Here is a 20,107-nt window from a genome sequence, read left to right as displayed (position 1 = left end):
GTCGGCGGCGTGCCCCCAGACCAGCACGACGGCCCGCACGACGCGCTGCTCGACCTGCTCCCCGACGGCGTGGTGGTCGCGGACGCCGCCGGCACGGTGACGGTCGTCAACGCCGCTGCCCGCCGGCTGCTCGGCCCCACCGCGGTGACCGGCAGCCACCTGCGCGAGGTGATGGCGCTGCAGGACCAGGAGAGCGTCGACTGGTGGACCAGCACCGAGCCCTACGACGGCCTCGGCAGCCGGGTGGGCCTGACCGAGCAGAGCTGGCTGACCCGCGACGGCACCGAGGTGCTGGTCACCGGACGGATGACCCGCCCGGTCCGGTTCGGTCCCGTGCAGCACGTGGCGCTGGTGGTCCGCTCGGGCCGCGGCCGGGCGCGGCTCGACCGCGACCGGTCCGACCTCGTGGCCACCGTCGCCCACGAGCTGCGCTCGCCGCTCACCGGCGTCAAGGGCTTCGTCACCACGCTGCTCGACAAGTGGGACCGGCTCAACGACGACCAGAAGCGGCTGATGCTGACCACGGTGCACGCCGATGCCGAGCGGCTCTCGCGGCTGATCACCGAGCTGCTCGACGTGGCCCGCATCGACACCGGTCGGCTCCCGCTCTACCCCCGCGAGGTCGACGTCCGCGCCGCGGTCGAGCGGTGCGTGCGCTCGGCGGCGCAGGGAACCCACCGCCAGGTCGTCGCGTCGTACGCCGAGGAGCTGCCCGTCGTCTTCGCCGACCCCGACAAGCTCACCCAGGTGGTGACCAACCTGGTCGACAACGGCGTGCGGCACGGCGAGGGCACCGTCCGCGTGAGCGTCGAGCCGGTCAGCACGCCGTTCGCCGGCGTGCTGCTGCGCGTGGAGGACGACGGCGAGGGCATCGCCGAGGCCATCCGCTCGCGGGTGTTCACCAAGTTCTGGAAGCACGGCGTCCGCGGCGGCACCGGCCTGGGGATGTACATCGTCGGCGGGCTCGTCCGCGTCCACGGCGGCGAGGTCGAGATCGGGGACAGCGACGCCGGCGGCGCCCGCGTCGACGTCCGCTGGCCCTCCACCGACCGCCGCTGAGCCACACCTAGACTGGCCCGCGCACCTGCGCGCCCGACCCGGTGCGCACGCTCGACGAAAGGCACCCATGTCCGGCCCCAACTCCGAGTACGACCCGGTCCAGGTGACCCCGCTCGACGAGGAGCACGTCGAGGCGATGCGCGTCGCCGCCCTCGAGGCGGTCGCGGGCGCCACCGACCTGGCCGACCTCAAGCGGGTGCGCACCGAGCACGCCGGTGACCGCTCGCCGCTGGCGCTGGCCAACCGCGAGATCGGCGCGCTGCCGCCGCAGGCCCGCAAGGACGCGGGCCGCCGCGTGGGCCAGGCCCGCGGCGCCGTCACGCAGGCGCTCGCCGCGCGCCAGGCCGAGCTCGAGGTCGAGGCCGAGGCGCGGATGCTCGACGAGGAGACCGTCGACGTCACGCTGCCCTGGGACCGCCGCCCGACCGGCGCCCGCCACCCGATCACGATGCTGTCCGAGCGGATCGCCGACGTCTTCGTCGCGATGGGCTGGGAGGTGGCCGAGGGGCCGCTGGTGGAGGCCGAGTGGCTGAACTTCGACGCCCTCAACCTCGGCCCCGACCACCCGGCCCGCACCATGCAGGACACCTTCTGGACCGAGCCGGCCGAGCACCACCTCGTGCTGCGCACCCAGACCAGCCCGGTGCAGGCGCGCGCGATGCTGACGCGCACGCCCCCGATCTACGTCGTCTCGCCCGGTCGGGTGTTCCGCACCGACGAGTACGACGCGACGCACAGCCCGATGTTCCACCAGGTCGAGGGCCTGGTCATCGACTCCGGGATCACCATGGCCCACCTCCGGGGCTCGCTGGACCACATGCTCGGCGTGCTCTTCGGCGAGGGCATCCGGACGCGGTTCCGGCCGTCGTACTTCCCCTTCACCGAGCCGTCCGCCGAGATGGACATGGTCTGCTTCGTCTGCCGGGGGCTCGCCCCGGCCGTCGAGGACTGCCGCACCTGCAAGGGCGAGGGCTGGATCGAGCTCGGCGGCTGCGGCGTGGTCAACCCGCGCGTGCTGGTCGCGTGCGGCGTCGACCCCGACCGCTACACCGGCTTCGCGTTCGGCTTCGGCATCGACCGGATGCTGATGTTCCGCCACGGCGTCTCGGACATGCGCGACATGTTCGAGGGCGACGTCCGCTTCTCCACCGCGTTCAGGAGTGATCTGTGAAGGCCCCGCTGTCCTGGATCCGCGAGCACGCCGCCCTGCCGGACGACGTCACCGCCGACGACCTGGCGGCCCGGCTGACCGCCCTCGGGCTCAAGCTCGAGGCGATCGAGCGTCCCGGCCACGACCTCACCGGCCCGCTCGTGGTCGGCCGGGTGCTCACGATGGAGCCCGAGCCGCAGAAGAACGGCAAGACGATCAACTGGTGCTCCGTCGACGTCGGCGACGCCAACGGCACCGGCGAGCCGCAGGGCATCGTCTGCGGCGCCCACAACTTCGGCGTCGGCGACCTCGTCGTCGTGGTGCTGCCGGGCGGCGTGCTGCCCGGCGGGTTCGAGATCGCCGCCCGCACGACCTACGGACACGTCTCGGCCGGGATGATCTGCTCCACCCGTGAGCTCGGCCTGGGTGAGGATCACGACGGCATCCTGGTGCTTCCCGCCGACGCGGGGGAGCCCGGCGACGACGTGGTGGAGCTGCTCGACCTGCGCGACGAGGTGCTCGAGCTCGAGGTCAACCCCGACCGCGCCTACGCGCTGTCGCTGCGCGGCGTGGCCCGCGAGGCCGCGCTCGGCCTCGGTGTCGCCTTCCACGACCCCGCCGAGCGCGAGCTGCCCCCGGCCGACGGGGCCGGTCCCGCGGTCGCGATCGAGGACCCGGAGGGCTGCCCGGTCTTCGTGGCCCGCACCGTCTCCGGCTTCGACCCCACCGCCCCCACGCCGGACTGGATGGCGCGCCGGCTGGCCCTGGTGGGTCAGCGCTCGATCTCGCTGGCCGTCGACGTCACCAACTACGTGATGTTCGAGCTGGGGCGTCCGATCCACGGCTACGACGCCGACAAGCTCACCGGCACCGTCGGGGTGCGTCGTGCCCGCGCGGGCGAGCGGCTGACGACGCTCGACGGCACCGACCGGGCGCTCTCGACCGAGGACCTCGTCGTCACCGACGACAGCGGCATCATCGGGCTCGGCGGCGTCATGGGTGGCCAGACCACCGAGATGTCCGCGACCACCACCCGCGTGCTCGTCGAGTCGGCCCACTGGGACGGTCCGTCGATGTTCCGCACGGGCCGCCGGCACAAGCTCACCTCCGAGGCCGGCCGCCGCAACGAGCGCGGCGTCGACCCCGAGATCTGCGAGGCGGCCGCCGACCGGGTGGTCACGCTGCTGGCCGAGCTGGGCGGCGGCACCGTCGATCCGGGCGTCACCGTGGTGGGCGAGCCACCGGAGCGTCGTACGGTCACGATCGCGCTGGACCTGCCCGCCCGCGTCACCGGCATGGACATCGCCTCCCACACCGTGGTCGCCGACCTCGAGGCCGTGGGCTGTCGGGTCGAGGCGGGTCCCGACACGCTGACCGCGGAGCTGCCGAGCTGGCGCCCGGACCTCGCCGACCCCTTCGACCTGGTCGAGGAGGTGGCGCGCGTCGTGGGCTACGAGCACGTCCCGAGCGTGCTGCCGCCCGCGCCGTCGGGTCGCGGGCTGACCCCCGCGCAGACGATGCGCCGTCGGGTCGGACGCACGCTGGCCGGCGACGGCTACGTCGAGGTGCTGACCTTCCCGTTCGTCGGCGAGGCCGACCTCGACCGGCTCGGGCTGGCGGCCGACGACCCCCGTCGTACGACGCTGCGGCTGGCCAACCCGCTCAGCGCCGAGGAACCCCTGATGACCACCACGCTGCTCCCGGGGCTGCTGGCCACCGTGGCCCGCAACGTCGGTCGCGGCGCGGGCGACCTGGCGCTGTTCGAGGTCGCCCCGGTGACCCGGCCCCGCGGGGACGGCGCGCCGATCCTGGGCGTCGACCGCCGGCCCGACGCGGCCGAGTGGGAGGCGCTCAACGCCGCCGTTCCCGAGCAGCCGCTGCACCTCGCGCTGGCCGTGGCCGGCGAGCGCGACCGCTCCGGCTGGTGGGGCGAGGGCCGCACCGCCACCTGGGCCGACGCCGTCGAGACCGCGCGCGTCGTGGCGCGGGCGCTCGGGCTCGAGCTCACCGTGCGCCGCGCGGTGCTCGCGCCCTGGCACCCCGGCCGCTGTGCCGAGCTGGTGCTCTCGTCGGGCCCGGCCGGCGGTGACGTCGTGGTGGGTCACGCGGGCGAGCTGCACCCCCGGGTCTGCCGCGACCTCGGCGTGCCGGCCCGCACGGCCGTCGCCGAGCTCGACCTCGACGCGCTGCTGTCCCGCGCGGTCCCGGCGCAGGCCCCGGAGTTCTCCACCTTCCCGGTGGCCAAGGAGGACGTCGCGCTCGTGGTCGACGCCGACCTGCCCGCCGCCGAGCTGGCCGCCACCCTGCGCGAGGGGGCGGGTCCGCTGCTGGAGGGCCTGCGCCTCTTCGACGTGTGGACCGGCCCGCCCGTGCCCGAGGGACGCAAGTCGCTGGCCTTCGCGCTGCGGTTCCGGTCACCCGACCGCACCCTGACCGAGCAGGACACCGCCGCCGCACGCGAGGCGGCGGTCGCCCTGGCGGCGCAGCGGCACGGGGCCGAGCAGCGCGCCTGACCCGCTCCGGACGGTGACGCGACCACTCCTGCGCCCTGCTGCGCACCCGGTCGTGACCGCCCGGGCACCCCGGGCACCCCGGGCACGCCGGAGGGCCTAGCGGGGCCGGGTGGCCTCCTCCAGCACCTCGACCACGTGGCGGTAGGTCGCCCCGGTCGCCCGTGACATGCCGATCTCGCACGTGCGGTTGCCCGAGACGTACGCCGCTCCGGCCGGCAGGTCCATGGTCGCGACCTCCGCCGACTCCGGTGCCGTCGCCGAGGCGGTCAGCTCGGGGTGCAGCAGCCCGCGGTCGCCCGCGAAGGCGCAGCAGCCCCAGGCGCCCGGCACCCGGACGTCGCCGGCCTCGCCCGCGCAGGCCCGGGCCAGCGCGACGAGGTCGTCGGTGACCCCCAGCGCGGTGCTCGAGCAGGTGGGGTGGACCACGACCGCCGGCAGCGGGGAGGTGATGCTCAGCCGGGGCAGCAGGTGCTCGCGCACGAAGCTGGTGGCGTCGAGGACGGTCATGCCCTCGAGCACCTCGGTCAGCCCCTCGGTGCACGAGCTCGCGTCGACCACGACCGGGAGCCGACCGCCGTCGGTGGCGCGGTGCAACGACTCGCGCACCGTCGAGGCCATCCGCTGGTAGCCGTCGTGGTGCCCCTTGGACTTCCAAGGCGTGCCGCAGCACAGCGAGGCCAGGTCGTCCGGTGTCCGCAGGCGTACGCCGGCCCGCTCGGCCAGCGTGCGCAGCGCGGCGTCGACACCACCGCCGAACATGGTGCCGACGCAGGCGCTGAACAGCACCGCCTCGGCCGCGGGGTCGGCCAGGGGGCGGCGCACCTCGCCGCCGGGCCCGAGCGCAGGGTCGTAGAGCGGCACCGCGTCCGTGCCGGCCACCCGGCGCCCGGCGCGCGACAGCGCCACCGGCACCGGGCCGGGAAGCCGGTCGGCCACCGACAGCGCGGCCGAGGCGGCGCGCGTGGCGGTGCCCCAGTGGCCCGCGGCGGTCGTCCACGCGCGCTCGGCCGTGCGCGAGGAGCCCTCGGCCCGGAGCCGCTTGACCAGGTCGCCGGTGTTGATCAGGACCGGGCAGGCGGTGGCGCACATGCCGTCGGCGGCGCAGGTCTCCAGGCCGTCGTAGTCGTAGTCCTCGTCCAGCGACGCGACCAGCGCGTGGTCCCCGCGGGCCAGCGCGGACTCGCGCTCACGGCGCAGCACGATGCGCTGCCGCGGGGTCAGCGTCAGTGACCGCGAGGGGCAGACCGGCTCGCAGAAGCCGCACTCCACACAGCGGTCGACCTCCTCCTCCACGACGGGCGCGGTCTTGAGGTCGCGCAGCCACAGCCCGGGGTCGTCGGTGAGCACCGAGCCGGGGTTGAGCGTGCCGTGGGGGTCGGCGAGCTGCTTGAGCTCGCGCATCACGCCGGTCAGCTCCGCGCCGTACTGCCGCTCCACGAAGGGCGCCATGATCCGGCCGGTGCCGTGCTCGGCCTTGAGGGTGCCACCGAGGTCCAGGACCAGGTCGATCATGTCGGTGGTGAAGTCCTCGTAGCGGCGCAGCATCGCGGCGTCGTCGAAGCGCTCGTTGAGCAGGAAGTGCAGGTTGCCGTCGCGGGCGTGGCCGAAGATCACCGGCGCCTCGTAGGCGTGGGTGTCGAACAGCCCGGTCAGGCCGCGGCAGATCTCGCCGAGCCGGTCGACGGGCACGGCGACGTCCTCGAGCAGCGCGTTGGAGCCCTGGGGCCGGGCCGCGGCGACGGCGCTGTAGAGGCCCTTGCGGGTGCGCCACAGCGAGGCCCGCTCGCCCGCGTCGGAGGTGAGCTCGGCCAGCGAGGTCAGCGGCAGCCTCTCCAGCCCGGGCTCGGCGTCGCCGCGCAGCCCGGCCAGCGCGTCCGGGGAGTCGGCCTGCAGCTCGACGAGGAGCGCCGCGTGGCGGCGTACGTCGAGCCGCCGGATCTGCGCCGGGCAGCCCGGGTCGGCCTGGGCCACCCGCAGCGACTCGGCGTCGAGCAGCTCGGCGGTGGCCACGCCGGTCGCCAGCACGTCGGGCACCGAGGAGGAGGCGGTCGCGAGGTCGTCGAAGACCAGCAGGCCGGTGGCGGCGTGGGGGAGGACCTCGACGGTGCGGAACACCGCGGAGGCGATGAAGCCCAGCGTGCCCTCGCTGCCCACCATCAGGTGGACCAGCACGTCGAGCGGGTCGTCGTGGTCGAGCAGGCTGTTCAGGCCGTAGCCCATGGTGTTCTTGAGCGCGAAGAGCCGCTCCAGCGTCGCGACCGACGTGGGGTCCTCGCGCACGCGCCGCTGCAGCCGGAGCAACCCGGCGTGGAGCTCCGGCTCCTGCTCGGCGAGCCGGCGGGAGGCGCCGGGGGCGGCGGAGTCGACGACGGTGCCGCTGGGCAGCACCAGCACCATCGACTCGACGGTGTGGTAGCTGTTGAGCTCGGTGCCGCACTGCATGCCCGAGGAGTTGTTGGCCAGCACACCGCCGACGGTGCAGGCGACCTCGCTGGCCGGGTCGGGGCCGAGCTTGCGGCCGAACGGGGCCAGCCGGGTGTTGACGGCGCGGATGGTGGCCCCGGGCTGGACGCGCACCCGGTGGCCGCCGTCGAGCACCTCGACGCCGGTGAAGCCGGTGCGGGTGTCGACGAGCACCGAGTCGCTCAGCGCCTGGCCCGAGAGCGAGGTGCCGCCGCTGCGGAAGGTCATCGGCACGCGGAGACGGGTGCAGGCCCGCATCACCTCGGCCACCGCTGCGGTGTCCCGCGCGGTCACCACGGTCTCGGGGTGGAGCAGGTAGTGGGACGCGTCGTGGGCCCGGGCGAGCAGGTCCAGGGGTCGGTCGGAGACGGTGCACCCGTCCCCGACCGACCCGCGGAGCCGGTGGGCGAGGGTGCTCAGGACGCTCCCTTGCCCAGCTGCGAGGCGATGTGCTCGGCCTGGCGGATCGCCAGCGCCACGATGGTCAGCGTCGGGTTGGCCGCGGCGCCGGTGGTCATCACCGAGCCGTCGCTGACGTAGAGGCCCGGCACGTCGTGGGCCTGCCCGAACGCGTCGACGACGCCGTCCTCCGGCCGCGCGCTCATCCGGCAGGTGCCCAGGTTGTGGGTCGCCGGGTAGGGCGGCGTGTGGTGGGTGCCGTTGGCACCGACGGCTTCGTAGAGCATGTCCGCGCGACCGTAGCCGTGCTCGCGCATCGCCACGTCGTTGGGGTGGTCCTCGAAGTGGACGTCGGGGGCGGGCAGGCCCCACTGGTCCTGGTGGGCCGGGCTCAGGGTGACCCGGTTGGTCTCCTGCGGCATGTCCTCGCCCACCACCCACATGCCGGCGGTGTTCTGGTAGGCGTCGAGGATCTCGGTGAACTCCGGGCCCCAGGAGCCGGGCTCGGCGAAGGCGGCCAGGAAGGCCGGGCCGAGCGAGAGGGTCTCCATGTAGTAGCCGCCCGCGAAGCCGCGCGAGGTGTCCAGGCGCGCCTCGTCGGCGATGATGCCGGCCATGGTCTCGCCGCGGTACATACGCACCGGCTGGTCGAAGCGGGCGTAGACCGAGCCCGTGGTGTGGCGCATGTAGTTGCGACCCACCTGGCCCGAGGAGTTGGCCAGCCCGTCGGGGTGCAGCGCGCTGGCGCTCATCAGCAGCAGCCGCGGCGACTCGATCGAGTTGCCCGCGACGCAGACGACCTTGGCCGCCTGCCGGTGCAGGTTGCCCTCGGAGTCGAGGTAGAGCACCGCGTCGGCGCGCCCGGAGGCGTCGTGGGTGACCTGGACGGCCTGGCTGGAGGGGCGCACCTCGCACGTGCCGGTCGCGATCGCCCGGGGGATCTCGCGGACGGCGGTGCTCCACTTGGCGGTGGACTTGTCGCCCTGGAAGTTGAACCCGTCCTGGATCGAGGCCGGGCGGCCGTCGTACGGCTCGGCGTTGGTGCCGTAGGGGCCGGTCGCGTAGAACTTGTAGCCGACCTTCTCGGCGCCGTTGGCCAGCACCTTGTAGTTGTTGTTGGCGGGCAGCGCCGGCCGCCCGTGGCGGTGGGTGGAGCCGATGGCCTTCTCGGCGCGGTCGTAGAACGGCGCGAGGTCGGCCAGCGTGATCGGCCAGTCGAGCAGGTTGGCGCCCTCGACCCGGCCGTAGTGGCTGCGGGTCTTGAACTCGTACTCGCGGAAGCGCGGCGTCGCTCCGGACCAGTGGGTCGTGGTGCCGCCGACGGCCTTGACGATCCAGGCCGGGAGGTTCGGGAAGTCGGTGGCGACGCGGTAGGGGCCGGACGCGGTGCGGTTGTCCAGCCACGCCATCTGGTTGAAGGCGGCCCACTCGTCGTTCTCGTAGTCCTCGGGCAGCAGCCAGGGGCCGGCCTCGAGCACCACGCAGGGGATGCCCTTCCGGGTCAGCTCGTAGGCCACGGTGCCGCCGCCGGCGCCCGAGCCGACGATGACCACGACCTCCTCGTCGTGCGGGATCGGGTTGCCCAGGTGCGGGGCGTTCTCGGCCATCAGTGCGTCCCTCCGGTGGTGGTGAGCTGGTCGTCGGGGGCCACCTCGACGATCCGCTCGGGTCCGTCGTACTCCTCGATGCGGGGGTTGGGCAGCCAGTCGAGGTCGTCGAAGCCGCGGTGGAGGTAGCCGCCCTTGGAGTAGGACTCGCCCTCGTAGCCGAGCAGGTCCCAGACCTCGTGGTCGTTGTAGAGCGTCACGACGGTGACGCCGCGGACGAAGGCGAAGAACTGGGCGTCCTCGATGCCGCGCAGCAGGGCGAGCGCCTGTTCGTCGTCGAGGTCGGCGAAGCCGGTGCCCCGGCTGTGCTGCGCCGCGGCGTCGAGGGACTCCAGGCCCTGCACCAGGGCCAGGCGGTGCCACAGCGACTCGTCGACCTGCTCGATGATCGTGTCGGCGGTCCGCTCGTAGGGACCGTCGGGGAAGCGCGGGTGGGGGTAGGCCGCCCGGAGCAGCCGCACCAGGTTGGTGCGGGCCGCCGGGCTGACGGTGTCGGGGGTGGTGTCGACCATGGGGGCTCCCGGCTCCGGCCCGGCAGTCGTGCCGGACCTCAGGTGTGGTGGGGGTGTGACGGGGCCCACGTTAGGCGGGCGGTACGACAGCGACCACAGTCCTTATCGCCCCCTGAGAAGCCGGAGGGCTAGCGCTGCTGGGTGCGCCCCGAGCGGTAGAACCGGCTGACGCGGGACGCGGTCGCGCGCAGGGCCGCCTCGACCGCGCCGGGGTCCTGGGCCATCCGCTCGTCGGTGCCCGAGACGGCGACGGAGCCGACCAGCAGCCCGTTGCCGGCGCGCACGGCGGCGGCGACGCAGGTGGCGCCGGCCTGGAACTCGCCGTGCTCCCACGCCAACCCGCGGTCGGCGACGACGTCGAGCTGCCGGTCGAGGTCGTCGTGACCGGTGATGGTGCCGGGACCGAAGCGGGGCATCGGCTCGGGGTCGAGGTGGAGGATGCGCTGCTCCGGCTCCATGCTGGCCAGCAGGATCTTGCCGAGCGCCGTGGCGTGCGCGGCCTCGTGGAAGCCGAAGTCGATCGGCCGCAGGCGGGGGCAGGTGGGGGAGTCGGCGGTGGCGACGACCGCGATCTGGGACCCCCGGTGGACCGCGAAGTACGCCGCGAGGCCGAGCTGCTCGTGGAGGGCCTGCACCTCGAGCCGGACCGCCCGGGGGACCCCGATCTGCTGGTGCAGCGAGACGCCGAGCTGGTGCAGCTTGTAGCCGAGCTCGAAGCGCTTCTCCTCGCGGATGTGGACGAGGTAGTCGCTGTCGAGCAGCTCGCGGGCGAGCCGGTAGACCGTGGGCAGCGGCAGGCCGGTGGCATCCGAGATGTCCTTGGCCGACGCGCCGCCCTGGGTGGCGACGACCTCGAGGATCTCCAGGGTGCGGTGCACCGAGCCGGCGCGGGGTGCGGCGTCAGCGGGCGGCACGGGGACGGCGCCGGGGGAGTCGTGGAGCGGCGTACCCGTGACCATGACCACAGGGTAGGAGGTCGGCCAACCGTTCTCAGCCGACGACAAGGGTGGTGGTGGGCCGTCGGTGGCACCTGGCAGGCTCACCCGTCGTACGCCGTGACCCGATCTCGAAGGAGACTGCGCCCATGATCTTCATCTGCGTCAAGTGGAAGGTGAAGCCCGAGCACGCCGACGCGTGGCCCGAGCTGGCCAAGGACTTCACCGCGGCCACCCGCGCCGAGGAGGGCAACATCTTCTTCGAGTGGTCGCGCAGCGTCGAGGACCCGAACCAGTACGTCCTCATCGAGGCCTTCCGCGACGACGCCGCCGAGGCCCACGTCGGCAGCGACCACTTCAAGCAGGCGCAGGTCGACCTGCCGCAGTACGTCCAGGAGACGCCCCTGGTCCGCAACGTCCTCATGGAGGGCGACCACTGGGACCGCCTGGGCGAGTTCGAGATCAGCTGAGGTCGTCGTGCAGCACCCGCCCGCCGGCCACCACGAGCCGGCGCGGCGGGGTGCGCACCAGCGCGTCCATCGGGTTCTCCGCCTCCAGGAGCACCACGTCGGCCCGTGACCCCGCGACGAGGTCGTGGGTCGGGCCGCCGACGAAGCGGCCCCCGTCGCTCGTCGCGAGTTCCACCACCCGGCGCAGGTCCGCGTCGCGCGCCAGGCCCGAGGCCCGGGCCAGTTGCCAGGCGATCCCGAGCACGTCGCCGGTGCCGTAGGGGCTCCACAGGTCGCGGATGCCGTCGGTGCCCAGGCCGAGCCCCACGCCCGCCGCGTCGAGCTCGGCGACGGGCAGCTGCGGCGACCCGAGCGGCGCCACCGTCGTCATCGTGATCCCCAGCGCGCCCATCGCCTGCAGCAGGTCGCGGCGGCGCACCTGGTCGACCTGCGCGACCGCGAAGCCGTGGGCAAGGGTGACGCGGCCCTGGAGTCCGAACCGCTCGGTGCGCTCCACCACGAGCTCCACCTGGAAGGCACCCAGCTCGCCACCGTCGTGCAGGTGCAGGTCGATGCCGCAGCCGTGCCGGGCCGCGACGTCGAAGATCCCGTCGAGCTGGCCCACCGGGTCGCGGTCGATCGAGGCGGGGTCGAGGCCGCCGACGTGCTCGACCCCCGCGGCCGCGGCGCGGTCGAGCAGCTCCATCACGCCGGGTCGGCGCAGCACCCCGTCCTGGGGGAAGGCGACGAGCTCGACCCGCAGCCCGTCGTACGCCGCGGCGGCCTCGCGGACCACCTCGATCCCGCGCAGCCCCAGGCCGAGGTCGACGTCGACGTGGCTGCGCACGGCCGTCGTGCCGTGGCGCACCAGCTGGTCGAGCACGGCCCGGGTGGTGGCCACCGAGGGGATGCCCAGGTCGTCGCGCCGGGCGCGCTCGTGGGCGATCCGGCCCTGCACACCGGGCGCGCCCTCGTAGGACTCCCAGGGTCGTCCCCACCACGACTTGTCGACGTGGGCGTGCGCGTTGACCAGCCCGGGCAGGGCGAGCAGCCCGTGGCCGGCGATCCGGCGGGCGGCCGGGGCACCGCGCGGCGCGGTGCCGGTCGGCACCACCTCGGCCAGCACGCCGTCCGCGACGAGCAGGTCGACGGGGTCCGCGCCCCAGGGGCGCACGTCGCTGATGAGCAGGTCGGTCACCCGGCGCAGTCTAGGGACCCGGGTCGCGGATGCATGCACCGGAGTGTATGGTCATGCATATGACGAAGGTGCTTGTGGCCGTGGCCGGAGCGAGCGGGTACGCCGGGGGAGAGGTCCTCCGGCTGCTGCTGGCGCACCCCGACGTCGAGATCGGCGCCCTCACCGGGGGCTCCAACGCGGGCCAGCCGCTGGGCGCGCTGCAGCCCCACCTCGTGCCGCTGGCCGACCGGGTGCTCGAGGAGACGACCCCGGAGACGCTGGCCGGCCACGACGTCGTCTTCCTGGCGCTCCCGCACGGCCAGTCCGGCCCCGTCGCCGCCCAGCTGGGCGAGGACACCGTGGTCGTCGACTGCGGCGCCGACTTCCGGCTCACCGACGCGGCGCTGTGGGAGAAGTTCTACGGCTCCGAGCACGCCGGCTCCTGGCCCTACGGCCTGCCCGAGCTCCCGGGCCAGCGTGAGCTGCTCGCCGGCGCCCGCCGGATCGCCGTCCCCGGGTGCTACCCGACCGTGTCCACGCTGGCGCTGGCCCCGGCGGTGGCGGCCGGCGTCGTGGCGGCCGACGACCTCGTCGTGGTGGCGGCCAGCGGCACCAGCGGGGCGGGCAAGGCGGCCAAGCCGCACCTGCTCGGCAGCGAGGTGATGGGTTCGGCCTCGGCGTACGGCGTGGGCGGGACGCACCGCCACACCCCCGAGATCCTGCAGAACCTCGGCGCCCTGACCGAGGAGACCGTCCGGCTCTCCTTCACGCCCGTGCTGGTGCCGATGCCGCGCGGCATCCTCGCCACCGCGAGCGCCTCGGTGCGCGAGGGGGTCGGTGCCGACGACCTGCGCGCGGTCTACGTATCCGCCTACGCCGACGAGCCGTTCGTCCACCTGCTGCCCGAGGGCCAGTGGCCCACCACCAAGGCGGTGCTCGGCTCCAACAGCGTGCACCTGCAGGTGGCGCTCGACGAGGACGCCGGTCGGGCCGTGGTCGTCGGCGCCGTCGACAACCTGGCCAAGGGCACCGGCGGTGCCGCCGTGCAGTGCATGAACCTCGCCCTCGGGCTCTCCGAGGCCACCGGCCTCACCACCGTCGGGCTGGCGCCGTGAGCACCCCCAGCGAGCCCACCGACCCCTCGGTCGACCCGTCCTCCTCGGTCGGGCCCGTCGAGACCTTCACCCTCGAGCGCTTCCCCGAGAAGCTGGCCGTCGTCCGGCTCGGCGCCGGTGCCGAGATCCCGGCGTGGGCCGAGTCGTCCTCGCTGTTCTCGGTGACGGCCACCGCCACCGAGACCAGCGTCGTCTGCGCCACCCGCAGCGTGCCCCGCAAGGCCCGGTCGCAGGGCCCCTTCACCGCGTTCGCGGTGCAGGGCGAGCTCGACTTCGCCCTGACCGGCGTCCTGGTCGCGCTGCTCACCCCCCTGGCCGAGGCCAGGATCAGCGTGTTCACCGTCTCGACGTACGACACCGACTGGGTGCTGGTGCCCAAGGACGACGCCGACCGGGCGGTGGAGGAGTGGGAGCGACGAGGCCACACCGTGGTCACCGCCGTGCCCGTCACCCCGTCGAAGCAGTCCTCCTCGAAGCAGCCCCAGGAGAAGAAGTGAGCGTCACCCACCCCGCCGGCTTCACCGCCGCCGGCATCGCGGCCGGCATCAAGTCCCCCCGCGAGGACGGTCCCCCCAAGGACCTCGCCCTGGTCGTCAACGCCGGGCCCCGCTTCGACTCGGCGTCGGTCTTCACCGCCAACCGGTGCAAGGCCAACCCGGTGCTGTGGAGCCAGGAGGTCGTCAAGGACGGCACCGTGAAGGCCGTCGTGCTGAACTCCGGTGGCGCCAACTGCTACACCGGCGCCGACGGCTTCCAGACCACCCACGCGGTGGCCGAGCGCGTCGCCGAGCGGGTGGGCGTCGGCGCGGTCGACGTGGTGGTCTGCTCGACCGGGCTGATCGGCCTGACCAACGACCGCGACGTGCTGCTCGACGGGGTCGACGTCGTGGCGCAGGCCCTCTCCGCCGACGGCGGGGTGGATGCCGCGACCGCGATCATGACCACCGACTCGGTCAGCAAGCAGGTCGTCGTGGACGGCGGTGGCTGGACCATCGGCGGCATGGCCAAGGGCGCGGGCATGCTCGCCCCGCAGCTGGCCACGATGCTGGTCGTGCTCACCACCGACGCCGTCGTGCCCGCGGCCGACCTCGACGCCGCGCTGCGGGCCGCCACCGGAGCCAGCTTCGACCGGCTCGACTCCGACGGGTGCATGTCGACCAACGACACGGTCACCGTGATGGCCAGCGGGGCCAGCGGCGTCACCCCGTCGCTGCCCGACTTCACCGAGGCGCTCACCCAGGCGTGCACCGACCTGGCGATGCAGCTGCTCAAGGACGCCGAGGGCGCCGACCACGAGATCGCGATCACCGTGCTGCACGCCGCGTCCGAGGCCGACGCGGTCGAGGTGGGGCGCAGCATCGCCCGCAGCAACCTGTTCAAGGCCGCCGTGTTCGGCCGCGACCCCAACTGGGGTCGCGTGCTGGCCAGCATCGGCACCACGCAGGCCGCCTTCGACCCGGCCGACCTCGACGTCGCGATGAACGGCGTCTGGGTGTGCCGGACGTCCACCCCCGCGGAGGACCCCGCGGGCGTCGACCTGTCCGGACGGGAGGTGAGCGTGACCGTCGACCTCAAGGCCGGCGACGCGCGCGCCACCGTCTGGACCAACGACCTGACCCATGCCTACGTCCACGAGAACAGCGCGTACTCCTCATGACCAAGCCCCCCTCCGCCCGTCCCGCCCAGGTGCTCGCCGGCGCCCTCCCGTGGTTGATGAAGTACCACGGCCAGGTCGTGGTGGTGAAGTACGGCGGCAACGCGATGACCGACGACGCCCTCAAGGTGGCCTTCGCCGAGGACATCGCCTTCCTGCGGTACGCCGGGTTCAAGCCGGTCGTCGTCCACGGCGGCGGCCCCCAGATCTCCCGCATGCTCGACAAGCTCGGCATCGAGTCGGAGTTCCGCGGCGGCCTGCGCGTCACGACCCCCGAGGCGATGGACGTCGTCCGGATGGTGCTGGTGGGCCAGGTGCAGCGCGAGCTGGTCGGCCTGATCAACCACCACGGCCACATCGCCGTCGGGCTCTCCGGGGAGGACGCCGGCCTGTTCACCGCCGAGGCGACCAACACGGTCGTCGACGGGGAGGAGGTCGACCTCGGCCTGGTCGGCGAGGTCGCCCGGGTCCGCCCCGAGGCGGTGCTCGACCTGATCGAGGCCGGCCGCGTCCCGGTGATCAGCAGCGTCGCGCCCGACGAGGACGGCGTGGTCCACAACGTCAACGCCGACACCGCGGCCGCCGCGCTCGCGGTGGCGCTGGGCGCCCAGAAGATGCTGGTGCTCACCGACGTGGAGGGCCTCTACCGTGACTGGCCCGACAGCGACGACGTGATCCAGGAGATCGGTCCCGACGCGCTGGCCGAGCTGATGCCGAGCCTCGACAGCGGCATGGTGCCCAAGATGAAGGCCTGCCACGTCGCCGTCACCGGCGGCGTGCCCCGGGCCACCGTGGTCGACGGCCGGGTGCCGCACGCGGTGCTGCTCGAGCTGTTCACCGACGAGGGCGTCGGCACCCAGGTGCTGCCCGGCGTCGAGACCAAGCTGCGCAAGGCCTACTCCTACGAGGAGACCGAGGGCGCCGAGGACACCGAGCAGACGGGGGAGCAGTCGTGAGCGAGCTGCTGGAGCGCTACGGCGCGTCGCTGATGAACGCCTTCGGCCCGCCCAAGCTGGCGCTGGTCCGGGGCGAGGGCGCCCACGTGTGGGACGACCAGGGCCGGGAGTACGTCGACTTCCTCGGCGGCATCGCCGTCAACACCCTCGGCCACGCCCACCCTGCGCTGGTCGAGGCGCTCAGCACCCAGGTGCGGACCCTCGGCCACGTCTCCAACTTCTTCACCAGCCCGCAGCAGGTCGCGCTGGCCGAGCGGCTGGTCGCGCTGATGACGCCGGCCGACGTCGAGGCCCGGGTGTTCTTCTCCAACTCCGGCGCCGAGGCCAACGAGGCCGCGCTGAAGCTGACCCGGCTGACCGGGCGCAGCCACGTGGTGGCGATGCAGGACGCCTTCCACGGCCGCACCATGGGCAGCCTCGCGCTCACCTCCAAGGCTGCCTACCGCGAGCCCTTCGAGCCGCTGCCCGGACACGTCACCTGGGTGCCGTTCGGTGACGTGGAGGCGCTGGCCGCGGCCGTCACCGACGAGACGGCGGCCGTCGTGATCGAGCCGCTGCAGGGCGAGGCGGGCGTCAACGAGGCGCCCGCGGCCTACCTCGCGGCGGCACGCGAGGTCACCGAGCGCCACGGGGCGCTGCTGTGGTTCGACGAGGTGCAGAGCGGCATGGGACGCACCGGCACGTGGCTGGCCAGCCAGGCCTCGGGCGTCGTGCCCGACCTGGTGACGCTGGCCAAGGGGCTCGGCGGCGGCATGCCCATCGGCGCCACCCTCGGCCTCGGCCGCGCCGCCACGCTCTTCGAGCCCGGCAACCACGGCACCACCTTCGGCGGCAACCCGCTGTCGTGCGCCACCGCGCTGGCGGTCCTGGACACCATCGAGCGCGACGGGCTGCTGGCCCGCGCCGTCGAGGTGGGGGAGCGGCTGCGCTCGGGACTCGCGGAGGACCCGCGCGTCACCGACGTCCGCGGCCTGGGCGTGCTCGTCGGGCTGACCCTGGCCGAGGAGAAGGCGTCGGCCGTCGTCGCCGCGGCCCAGGAGGCGGGCTGGATCATCAACGCCACCGGGCCCGACCGGGTGCGGCTCGCGCCGCCGCTGGTGGTCACCGACGACGACGTCGCGGGCTTCCTCGCGGCCTGGCCCGGGCTGCTCGACGCCGCGGGCCTGGCGGGCGGGGTGGGCTCGCCGTGAGGCACTTCCTCCGCGACGACGACCTCACCCCCGAGCAGCAGCGCCACGTGCTCGACCTCGCCGTCCACCTCAAGGCGGCGCCGTACGACGCGCGCCCGCTGGCCGGCCCGCAGACCGTCGCGGTGCTCTTCGACAAGCCGACGCTGCGCACCCAGGCGTCCTTCGCCTCCGGGATCGCCGAGCTCGGCGGCTTCCCCATGATCATCGACGGCTCGCTGGCCCAGGTGGGCGTGCGGGAGTCGGTGCCCGACGTGGCCCGGGTGCTGGGCCGGCAGGCCGCGATGGTCGTGTGGCGCACCCACGACCAGTCCCGCCTGGAGGACATGGCCGCCTTCTCCGGCGTACCCGTCGTCAACGCCTTGACCGACCAGTTCCACCCCTGCCAGGTGCTGGCCGACCTGCTCACGCTGCGCGAGCACCACGGCCAGCTCGCCGGGCAGGTGCTGGCCTTCGTCGGCGACGCGGCGTGCAACATGGGCCACAGCTACCTGCTCGGCGGCGCGACCGCCGGGATGCACGTGCGGGTCAGCGGCCCCGAGGGCTTCGAGCCCGACCCCGAGGTGCTGCTGCAGGCCCAGGTCGTGGCGCAGGCGACCGGCGGCTCGGTGGCCTTCGTCGCGGACCCGGTCGAGGCCGTCTCCGGCGCCGACGCCGTGGCCACCGACACCTGGGTCTCGATGGGCCGCGAGGCCGAGGCCGAGGCGCGCGCCGCGGCGTTCGCCCCCTGGTCCCTCGACGAGGAGCTGCTCTCCCACGCCGACGACGAGGCCGTGGTGCTGCACTGCCTCCCGGCCTACCGCGGCAAGGAGATCAGCGCCGCCGTCCTCGACGGCCCCCGCAGCGTGGTGTGGGACGAGGCCGAGAACCGTCGTCACGCGCAGAAGGCCGTGATGGCGTGGCTGCTGGAGTCCCGGTCGGGGGAGTGCTCGTGAGCGAGCACGGCCACATCCCCGAGACCAAGGGCGCCCGGCAGCAGCGCATCATCGACATCCTCTCCACCGGCCACGTGCGCTCGCAGACCGAGCTCGCCGACCGGCTGCACGCCGACGGCATCGCGGTCACCCAGGCCACGCTGTCGCGCGACCTCGTCGAGCTCGACGCCGTCAAGGTCCGCAGCTCCACCGGGGCCCTGGTGTACGCCGTGCCGGGCGAGGGCGGCGACCGCACCCCGGTCGCCAACCGCGACAGCGCCGCCAGCCAGGCGCGGCTGTCCCGCCTGTGCGCCGAGCTGCTCGTCTCCACCGAGTCCTCGGCCAACCTGGTGGTGCTGCGCACCCCGCCCGGCGCCGCCAACTTCCTGGCCTCGGCCATGGACAAGTCCGAGCTCTCCGACGTGCTCGGCACCATCGCCGGCGACGACACCGTGCTGGTGATCGCCCGCGACCCGGCCGGCGGCGAGGCGCTCGAACGGCGCTTCCTCGGCCTGGCCAACGGTGCCCACCGCCCCTCCGGCACCACACCTGACGACACCCCGAACCCCTCGAAGGGACACCCATGAGCAAGGTCCTCACCTCCCTGCCCACCGGCGAGCGCGTCGGCATCGCCTTCTCCGGCGGCCTCGACACCTCCGTCGCCGTCGCCTGGATGCGCGACAAGGGTGCGGTGCCCTGCACCTACACCGCCGACATCGGGCAGTACGACGAGCCCGACATCTCCGGCGTGCCCGACCGTGCCCTGGCGTACGGCGCCGAGATCGCCCGCGCCGTCGACTGCCGCCCGCAGCTCGTCGAGGAGGGCCTGGCCGCGATCGCCTGCGGCGCCTTCCACATCCGCTCCGGCGGCCGCACCTACTTCAACACCACGCCGCTGGGCCGAGCCGTCACCGGCACCATGCTGGTCCGCGCGATGCACGAGGACGGCGTCGACATCTGGGGCGACGGCTCGACCTTCAAGGGCAACGACATCGAGCGGTTCTACCGCTACGGCCTGATGGCCAACCCCGAGCTGCGCATCTACAAGCCCTGGCTCGACGCCGACTTCGTCTCCGAGCTGGGCGGTCGGGCGGAGATGAGCCAGTGGCTGACCGAGCACGACCTGCCCTACCGCGACAGCAAGGAGAAGGCGTACTCCACCGACGCCAACATCTGGGGCGCCACCCACGAGGCCAAGACCCTCGAGCACCTCGACGTCTCGCTGGAGACCGTGGAGCCGATCATGGGCGTGAAGTTCTGGGACGCCGACGTCGCCATCGAGACCGAGGACGTCACCGTCCGCTTCGAGCAGGGCCGCCCCGTCGCGATCGGCGGGGTCCGCTTCGACGACGCCGTCGCGCTGGTGATGGAGGCCAACGCGGTCGGCGGTCGCCACGGCCTCGGCATGAGCGACCAGATCGAGAACCGGATCATCGAGGCCAAGTCGCGCGGCATCTACGAGGCGCCCGGCATGGCGCTGCTGTGGATCGCCTACGAGCGGCTGCTCAACGCGATCCACAACGAGGACACCATCGCGCAGTTCCACAACGAGGGTCGCAAGCTCGGCCGGCTGCTCTACGAGGGCCGCTGGCTGGACCCCCAGGCGCTGATGATCCGCGAGTCGATCCAGCGCTGGATCGCCTCGCTCGTCACCGGCGAGGTCACGCTGCGGCTGCGTCGCGGCGAGGACTACACCGTGCTCGCGACGTCGGGGGAGAACTTCTCCTACCACCCCGACAAGCTCTCGATGGAGCGCACCGAGAACGCCGCCTTCGGCCCGGTCGACCGCATCGGCCAGCTCACGATGCGCAACCTCGACATCGCCGACTCCCGCGACAAGCTCGAGCAGTACGCCGCCCAGCCGCTCGACCAGGGCCAGGTCCTGGTGGAGAACGGCACCCTCTACGGCGCCATCGAGCCCGGCGGCTACGACCGCATCACCCGCAACCCCTCCGCCGAGGGCGACGACTCCGACCGCGTCCTCGACGACGTCGCCATGGAGGTCGGCACCGACTAG

Annotated in this window: 17 protein-coding genes; 12 read left to right on the top strand and 5 right to left on the bottom strand. The window is 73.7% G+C overall.

What is annotated here, in order from left to right:
- Window positions 1–9 precede the first annotated feature (9 nt).
- From EDD33_RS10270 to pheT, 3 genes are all read left to right on the top strand, one after another.
- Window positions 10–1,059 (top strand): ATP-binding protein, encoded by a 1,050-nt coding sequence (locus EDD33_RS10270; protein WP_123390623.1) that lies wholly within the window; start codon window positions 10–12, stop codon window positions 1,057–1,059.
- 67 nt (window positions 1,060–1,126) lie between these two features.
- A complete protein-coding gene (gene pheS / locus EDD33_RS10265; RefSeq protein ID WP_123390621.1) occupies window positions 1,127–2,230 on the top strand; it encodes a phenylalanine--tRNA ligase subunit alpha in 1,104 nt (367 codons plus the stop codon).
- Window positions 2,227–4,722, top strand: a complete 2,496-nt coding sequence (pheT, locus tag EDD33_RS10260) for a phenylalanine--tRNA ligase subunit beta (RefSeq protein ID WP_123390620.1) — start codon at window positions 2,227–2,229, stop codon at window positions 4,720–4,722. Before pheS ends, pheT begins: the two co-directional genes overlap by 4 nt.
- Window positions 4,723–4,818: 96 nt before the next feature.
- Here the strand turns inward: pheT and EDD33_RS10255 are convergent, their stop codons facing one another.
- The 4 genes from EDD33_RS10255 to EDD33_RS10240 all read right to left on the bottom strand — a co-directional run bounded on the left by EDD33_RS10255 (window position 4,819) and on the right by EDD33_RS10240 (window position 10,662).
- Window positions 4,819–7,482 (bottom strand): FAD-binding and (Fe-S)-binding domain-containing protein, encoded by a 2,664-nt coding sequence (locus EDD33_RS10255; RefSeq protein ID WP_246003455.1) that lies wholly within the window; start codon window positions 7,480–7,482, stop codon window positions 4,819–4,821.
- 119 nt (window positions 7,483–7,601) lie between these two features.
- Complete coding sequence (locus tag EDD33_RS10250; RefSeq protein WP_123390618.1) at window positions 7,602–9,191, bottom strand: GMC family oxidoreductase; 1,590 nt, start codon at window positions 9,189–9,191, stop codon at window positions 7,602–7,604.
- Window positions 9,191–9,703 (bottom strand): gluconate 2-dehydrogenase subunit 3 family protein, encoded by a 513-nt coding sequence (locus EDD33_RS10245; protein WP_123390616.1) that lies wholly within the window; start codon window positions 9,701–9,703, stop codon window positions 9,191–9,193. The genes EDD33_RS10250 and EDD33_RS10245 overlap by 1 nt, the downstream gene beginning before the upstream one ends.
- Before the next feature lie 128 nt (window positions 9,704–9,831).
- Window positions 9,832–10,662: an IclR family transcriptional regulator gene (locus EDD33_RS10240; RefSeq protein ID WP_123393249.1), complete on the bottom strand. Its 831-nt coding sequence runs from the start codon at window positions 10,660–10,662 to the stop codon at window positions 9,832–9,834.
- 125 nt (window positions 10,663–10,787) lie between these two features.
- On the opposite strand from EDD33_RS10240, the gene EDD33_RS10235 reads away from it, so the two are divergent.
- Window positions 10,788–11,108, top strand: coding sequence for a putative quinol monooxygenase (locus EDD33_RS10235; protein ID WP_123390615.1), 321 nt, complete (start codon window positions 10,788–10,790; stop codon window positions 11,106–11,108).
- On the opposite strand, the gene EDD33_RS10230 is transcribed toward EDD33_RS10235, so the two are convergent.
- On the bottom strand, window positions 11,101–12,285 hold the full coding sequence (locus EDD33_RS10230) for an amidohydrolase family protein (RefSeq protein ID WP_123390613.1): 1,185 nt from the start codon (window positions 12,283–12,285) through the stop codon (window positions 11,101–11,103). The two genes, EDD33_RS10235 and EDD33_RS10230, sit on opposite strands and share 8 nt — an antisense overlap.
- Before the next feature lie 53 nt (window positions 12,286–12,338).
- Between EDD33_RS10230 and argC the strand changes: the two genes are divergently transcribed.
- Genes argC through argG form a run of 8 tightly spaced genes read left to right on the top strand, consistent with a single transcriptional unit; the run spans window position 12,339 to window position 20,107 of the window.
- Window positions 12,339–13,379, top strand: coding sequence for an N-acetyl-gamma-glutamyl-phosphate reductase (gene argC, locus EDD33_RS10225; RefSeq protein WP_123393247.1), 1,041 nt, complete (start codon window positions 12,339–12,341; stop codon window positions 13,377–13,379).
- Window positions 13,376–13,876 carry an ACT domain-containing protein gene (locus tag EDD33_RS10220; protein WP_170169780.1) on the top strand — a complete coding sequence of 167 codons (501 nt, stop codon included), beginning with the start codon at window positions 13,376–13,378 and terminating at the stop codon, window positions 13,874–13,876. Before argC ends, EDD33_RS10220 begins: the two co-directional genes overlap by 4 nt.
- Window positions 13,873–15,036 carry a bifunctional glutamate N-acetyltransferase/amino-acid acetyltransferase ArgJ gene (gene argJ, locus EDD33_RS10215; protein ID WP_123390609.1) on the top strand — a complete coding sequence of 388 codons (1,164 nt, stop codon included), beginning with the start codon at window positions 13,873–13,875 and terminating at the stop codon, window positions 15,034–15,036. The genes EDD33_RS10220 and argJ overlap by 4 nt, the downstream gene beginning before the upstream one ends.
- Window positions 15,033–15,989, top strand: a complete 957-nt coding sequence (argB, locus tag EDD33_RS10210; protein WP_123390608.1) for an acetylglutamate kinase — start codon at window positions 15,033–15,035, stop codon at window positions 15,987–15,989. The genes argJ and argB overlap by 4 nt, the downstream gene beginning before the upstream one ends.
- The gene (locus tag EDD33_RS10205) at window positions 15,986–17,179 is read left to right on the top strand and encodes an acetylornithine transaminase (RefSeq protein WP_123390606.1); all 1,194 of its coding nucleotides are present in this window, start codon (window positions 15,986–15,988) and stop codon (window positions 17,177–17,179) included. The genes argB and EDD33_RS10205 overlap by 4 nt, the downstream gene beginning before the upstream one ends.
- Complete coding sequence (gene argF, locus EDD33_RS10200; protein ID WP_123390604.1) at window positions 17,176–18,111, top strand: ornithine carbamoyltransferase; 936 nt, start codon at window positions 17,176–17,178, stop codon at window positions 18,109–18,111. The genes EDD33_RS10205 and argF overlap by 4 nt, the downstream gene beginning before the upstream one ends.
- Window positions 18,108–18,677, top strand: a complete 570-nt coding sequence (locus EDD33_RS10195) for an arginine repressor (protein WP_246003454.1) — start codon at window positions 18,108–18,110, stop codon at window positions 18,675–18,677. The genes argF and EDD33_RS10195 overlap by 4 nt, the downstream gene beginning before the upstream one ends.
- Complete coding sequence (gene argG / locus EDD33_RS10190) at window positions 18,674–20,107, top strand: argininosuccinate synthase (RefSeq protein WP_123390601.1); 1,434 nt, start codon at window positions 18,674–18,676, stop codon at window positions 20,105–20,107. The genes EDD33_RS10195 and argG overlap by 4 nt, the downstream gene beginning before the upstream one ends.

The sequence above is a fragment of the Nocardioides aurantiacus genome, from assembly GCF_003752505.1.
In the GTDB taxonomy this organism is placed as follows: Bacteria; Actinomycetota; Actinomycetes; order Propionibacteriales; family Nocardioidaceae; genus Marmoricola; species Marmoricola aurantiacus.
The sequence above is the reverse complement of the archived record's forward strand: the minus strand, read 5'-3'. Positions and strand labels throughout refer to the sequence as shown.

Excerpts from the sequence above, each read along its gene's own strand:
- pheS (WP_123390621.1), top strand. The coding sequence starts at position 1,127 with ATGTCCGGCCCCAACTCCGAGTACGACCCGGTCCAGGTGACCCCGCTC.
- EDD33_RS10250 (WP_123390618.1), bottom strand. The coding sequence starts at position 9,191 with ATGGCCGAGAACGCCCCGCACCTGGGCAACCCGATCCCGCACGACGAG.
- EDD33_RS10245 (WP_123390616.1), bottom strand. The coding sequence starts at position 9,703 with ATGGTCGACACCACCCCCGACACCGTCAGCCCGGCGGCCCGCACCAAC.
- EDD33_RS10240 (WP_123393249.1), bottom strand. The coding sequence starts at position 10,662 with ATGGTCACGGGTACGCCGCTCCACGACTCCCCCGGCGCCGTCCCCGTG.
- EDD33_RS10235 (WP_123390615.1), top strand. The coding sequence starts at position 10,788 with ATGATCTTCATCTGCGTCAAGTGGAAGGTGAAGCCCGAGCACGCCGAC.
- argC (WP_123393247.1), top strand. The coding sequence starts at position 12,339 with ATGCATATGACGAAGGTGCTTGTGGCCGTGGCCGGAGCGAGCGGGTAC.
- argB (WP_123390608.1), top strand. The coding sequence starts at position 15,033 with ATGACCAAGCCCCCCTCCGCCCGTCCCGCCCAGGTGCTCGCCGGCGCC.
- argG (WP_123390601.1), top strand. The coding sequence starts at position 18,674 with ATGAGCAAGGTCCTCACCTCCCTGCCCACCGGCGAGCGCGTCGGCATC.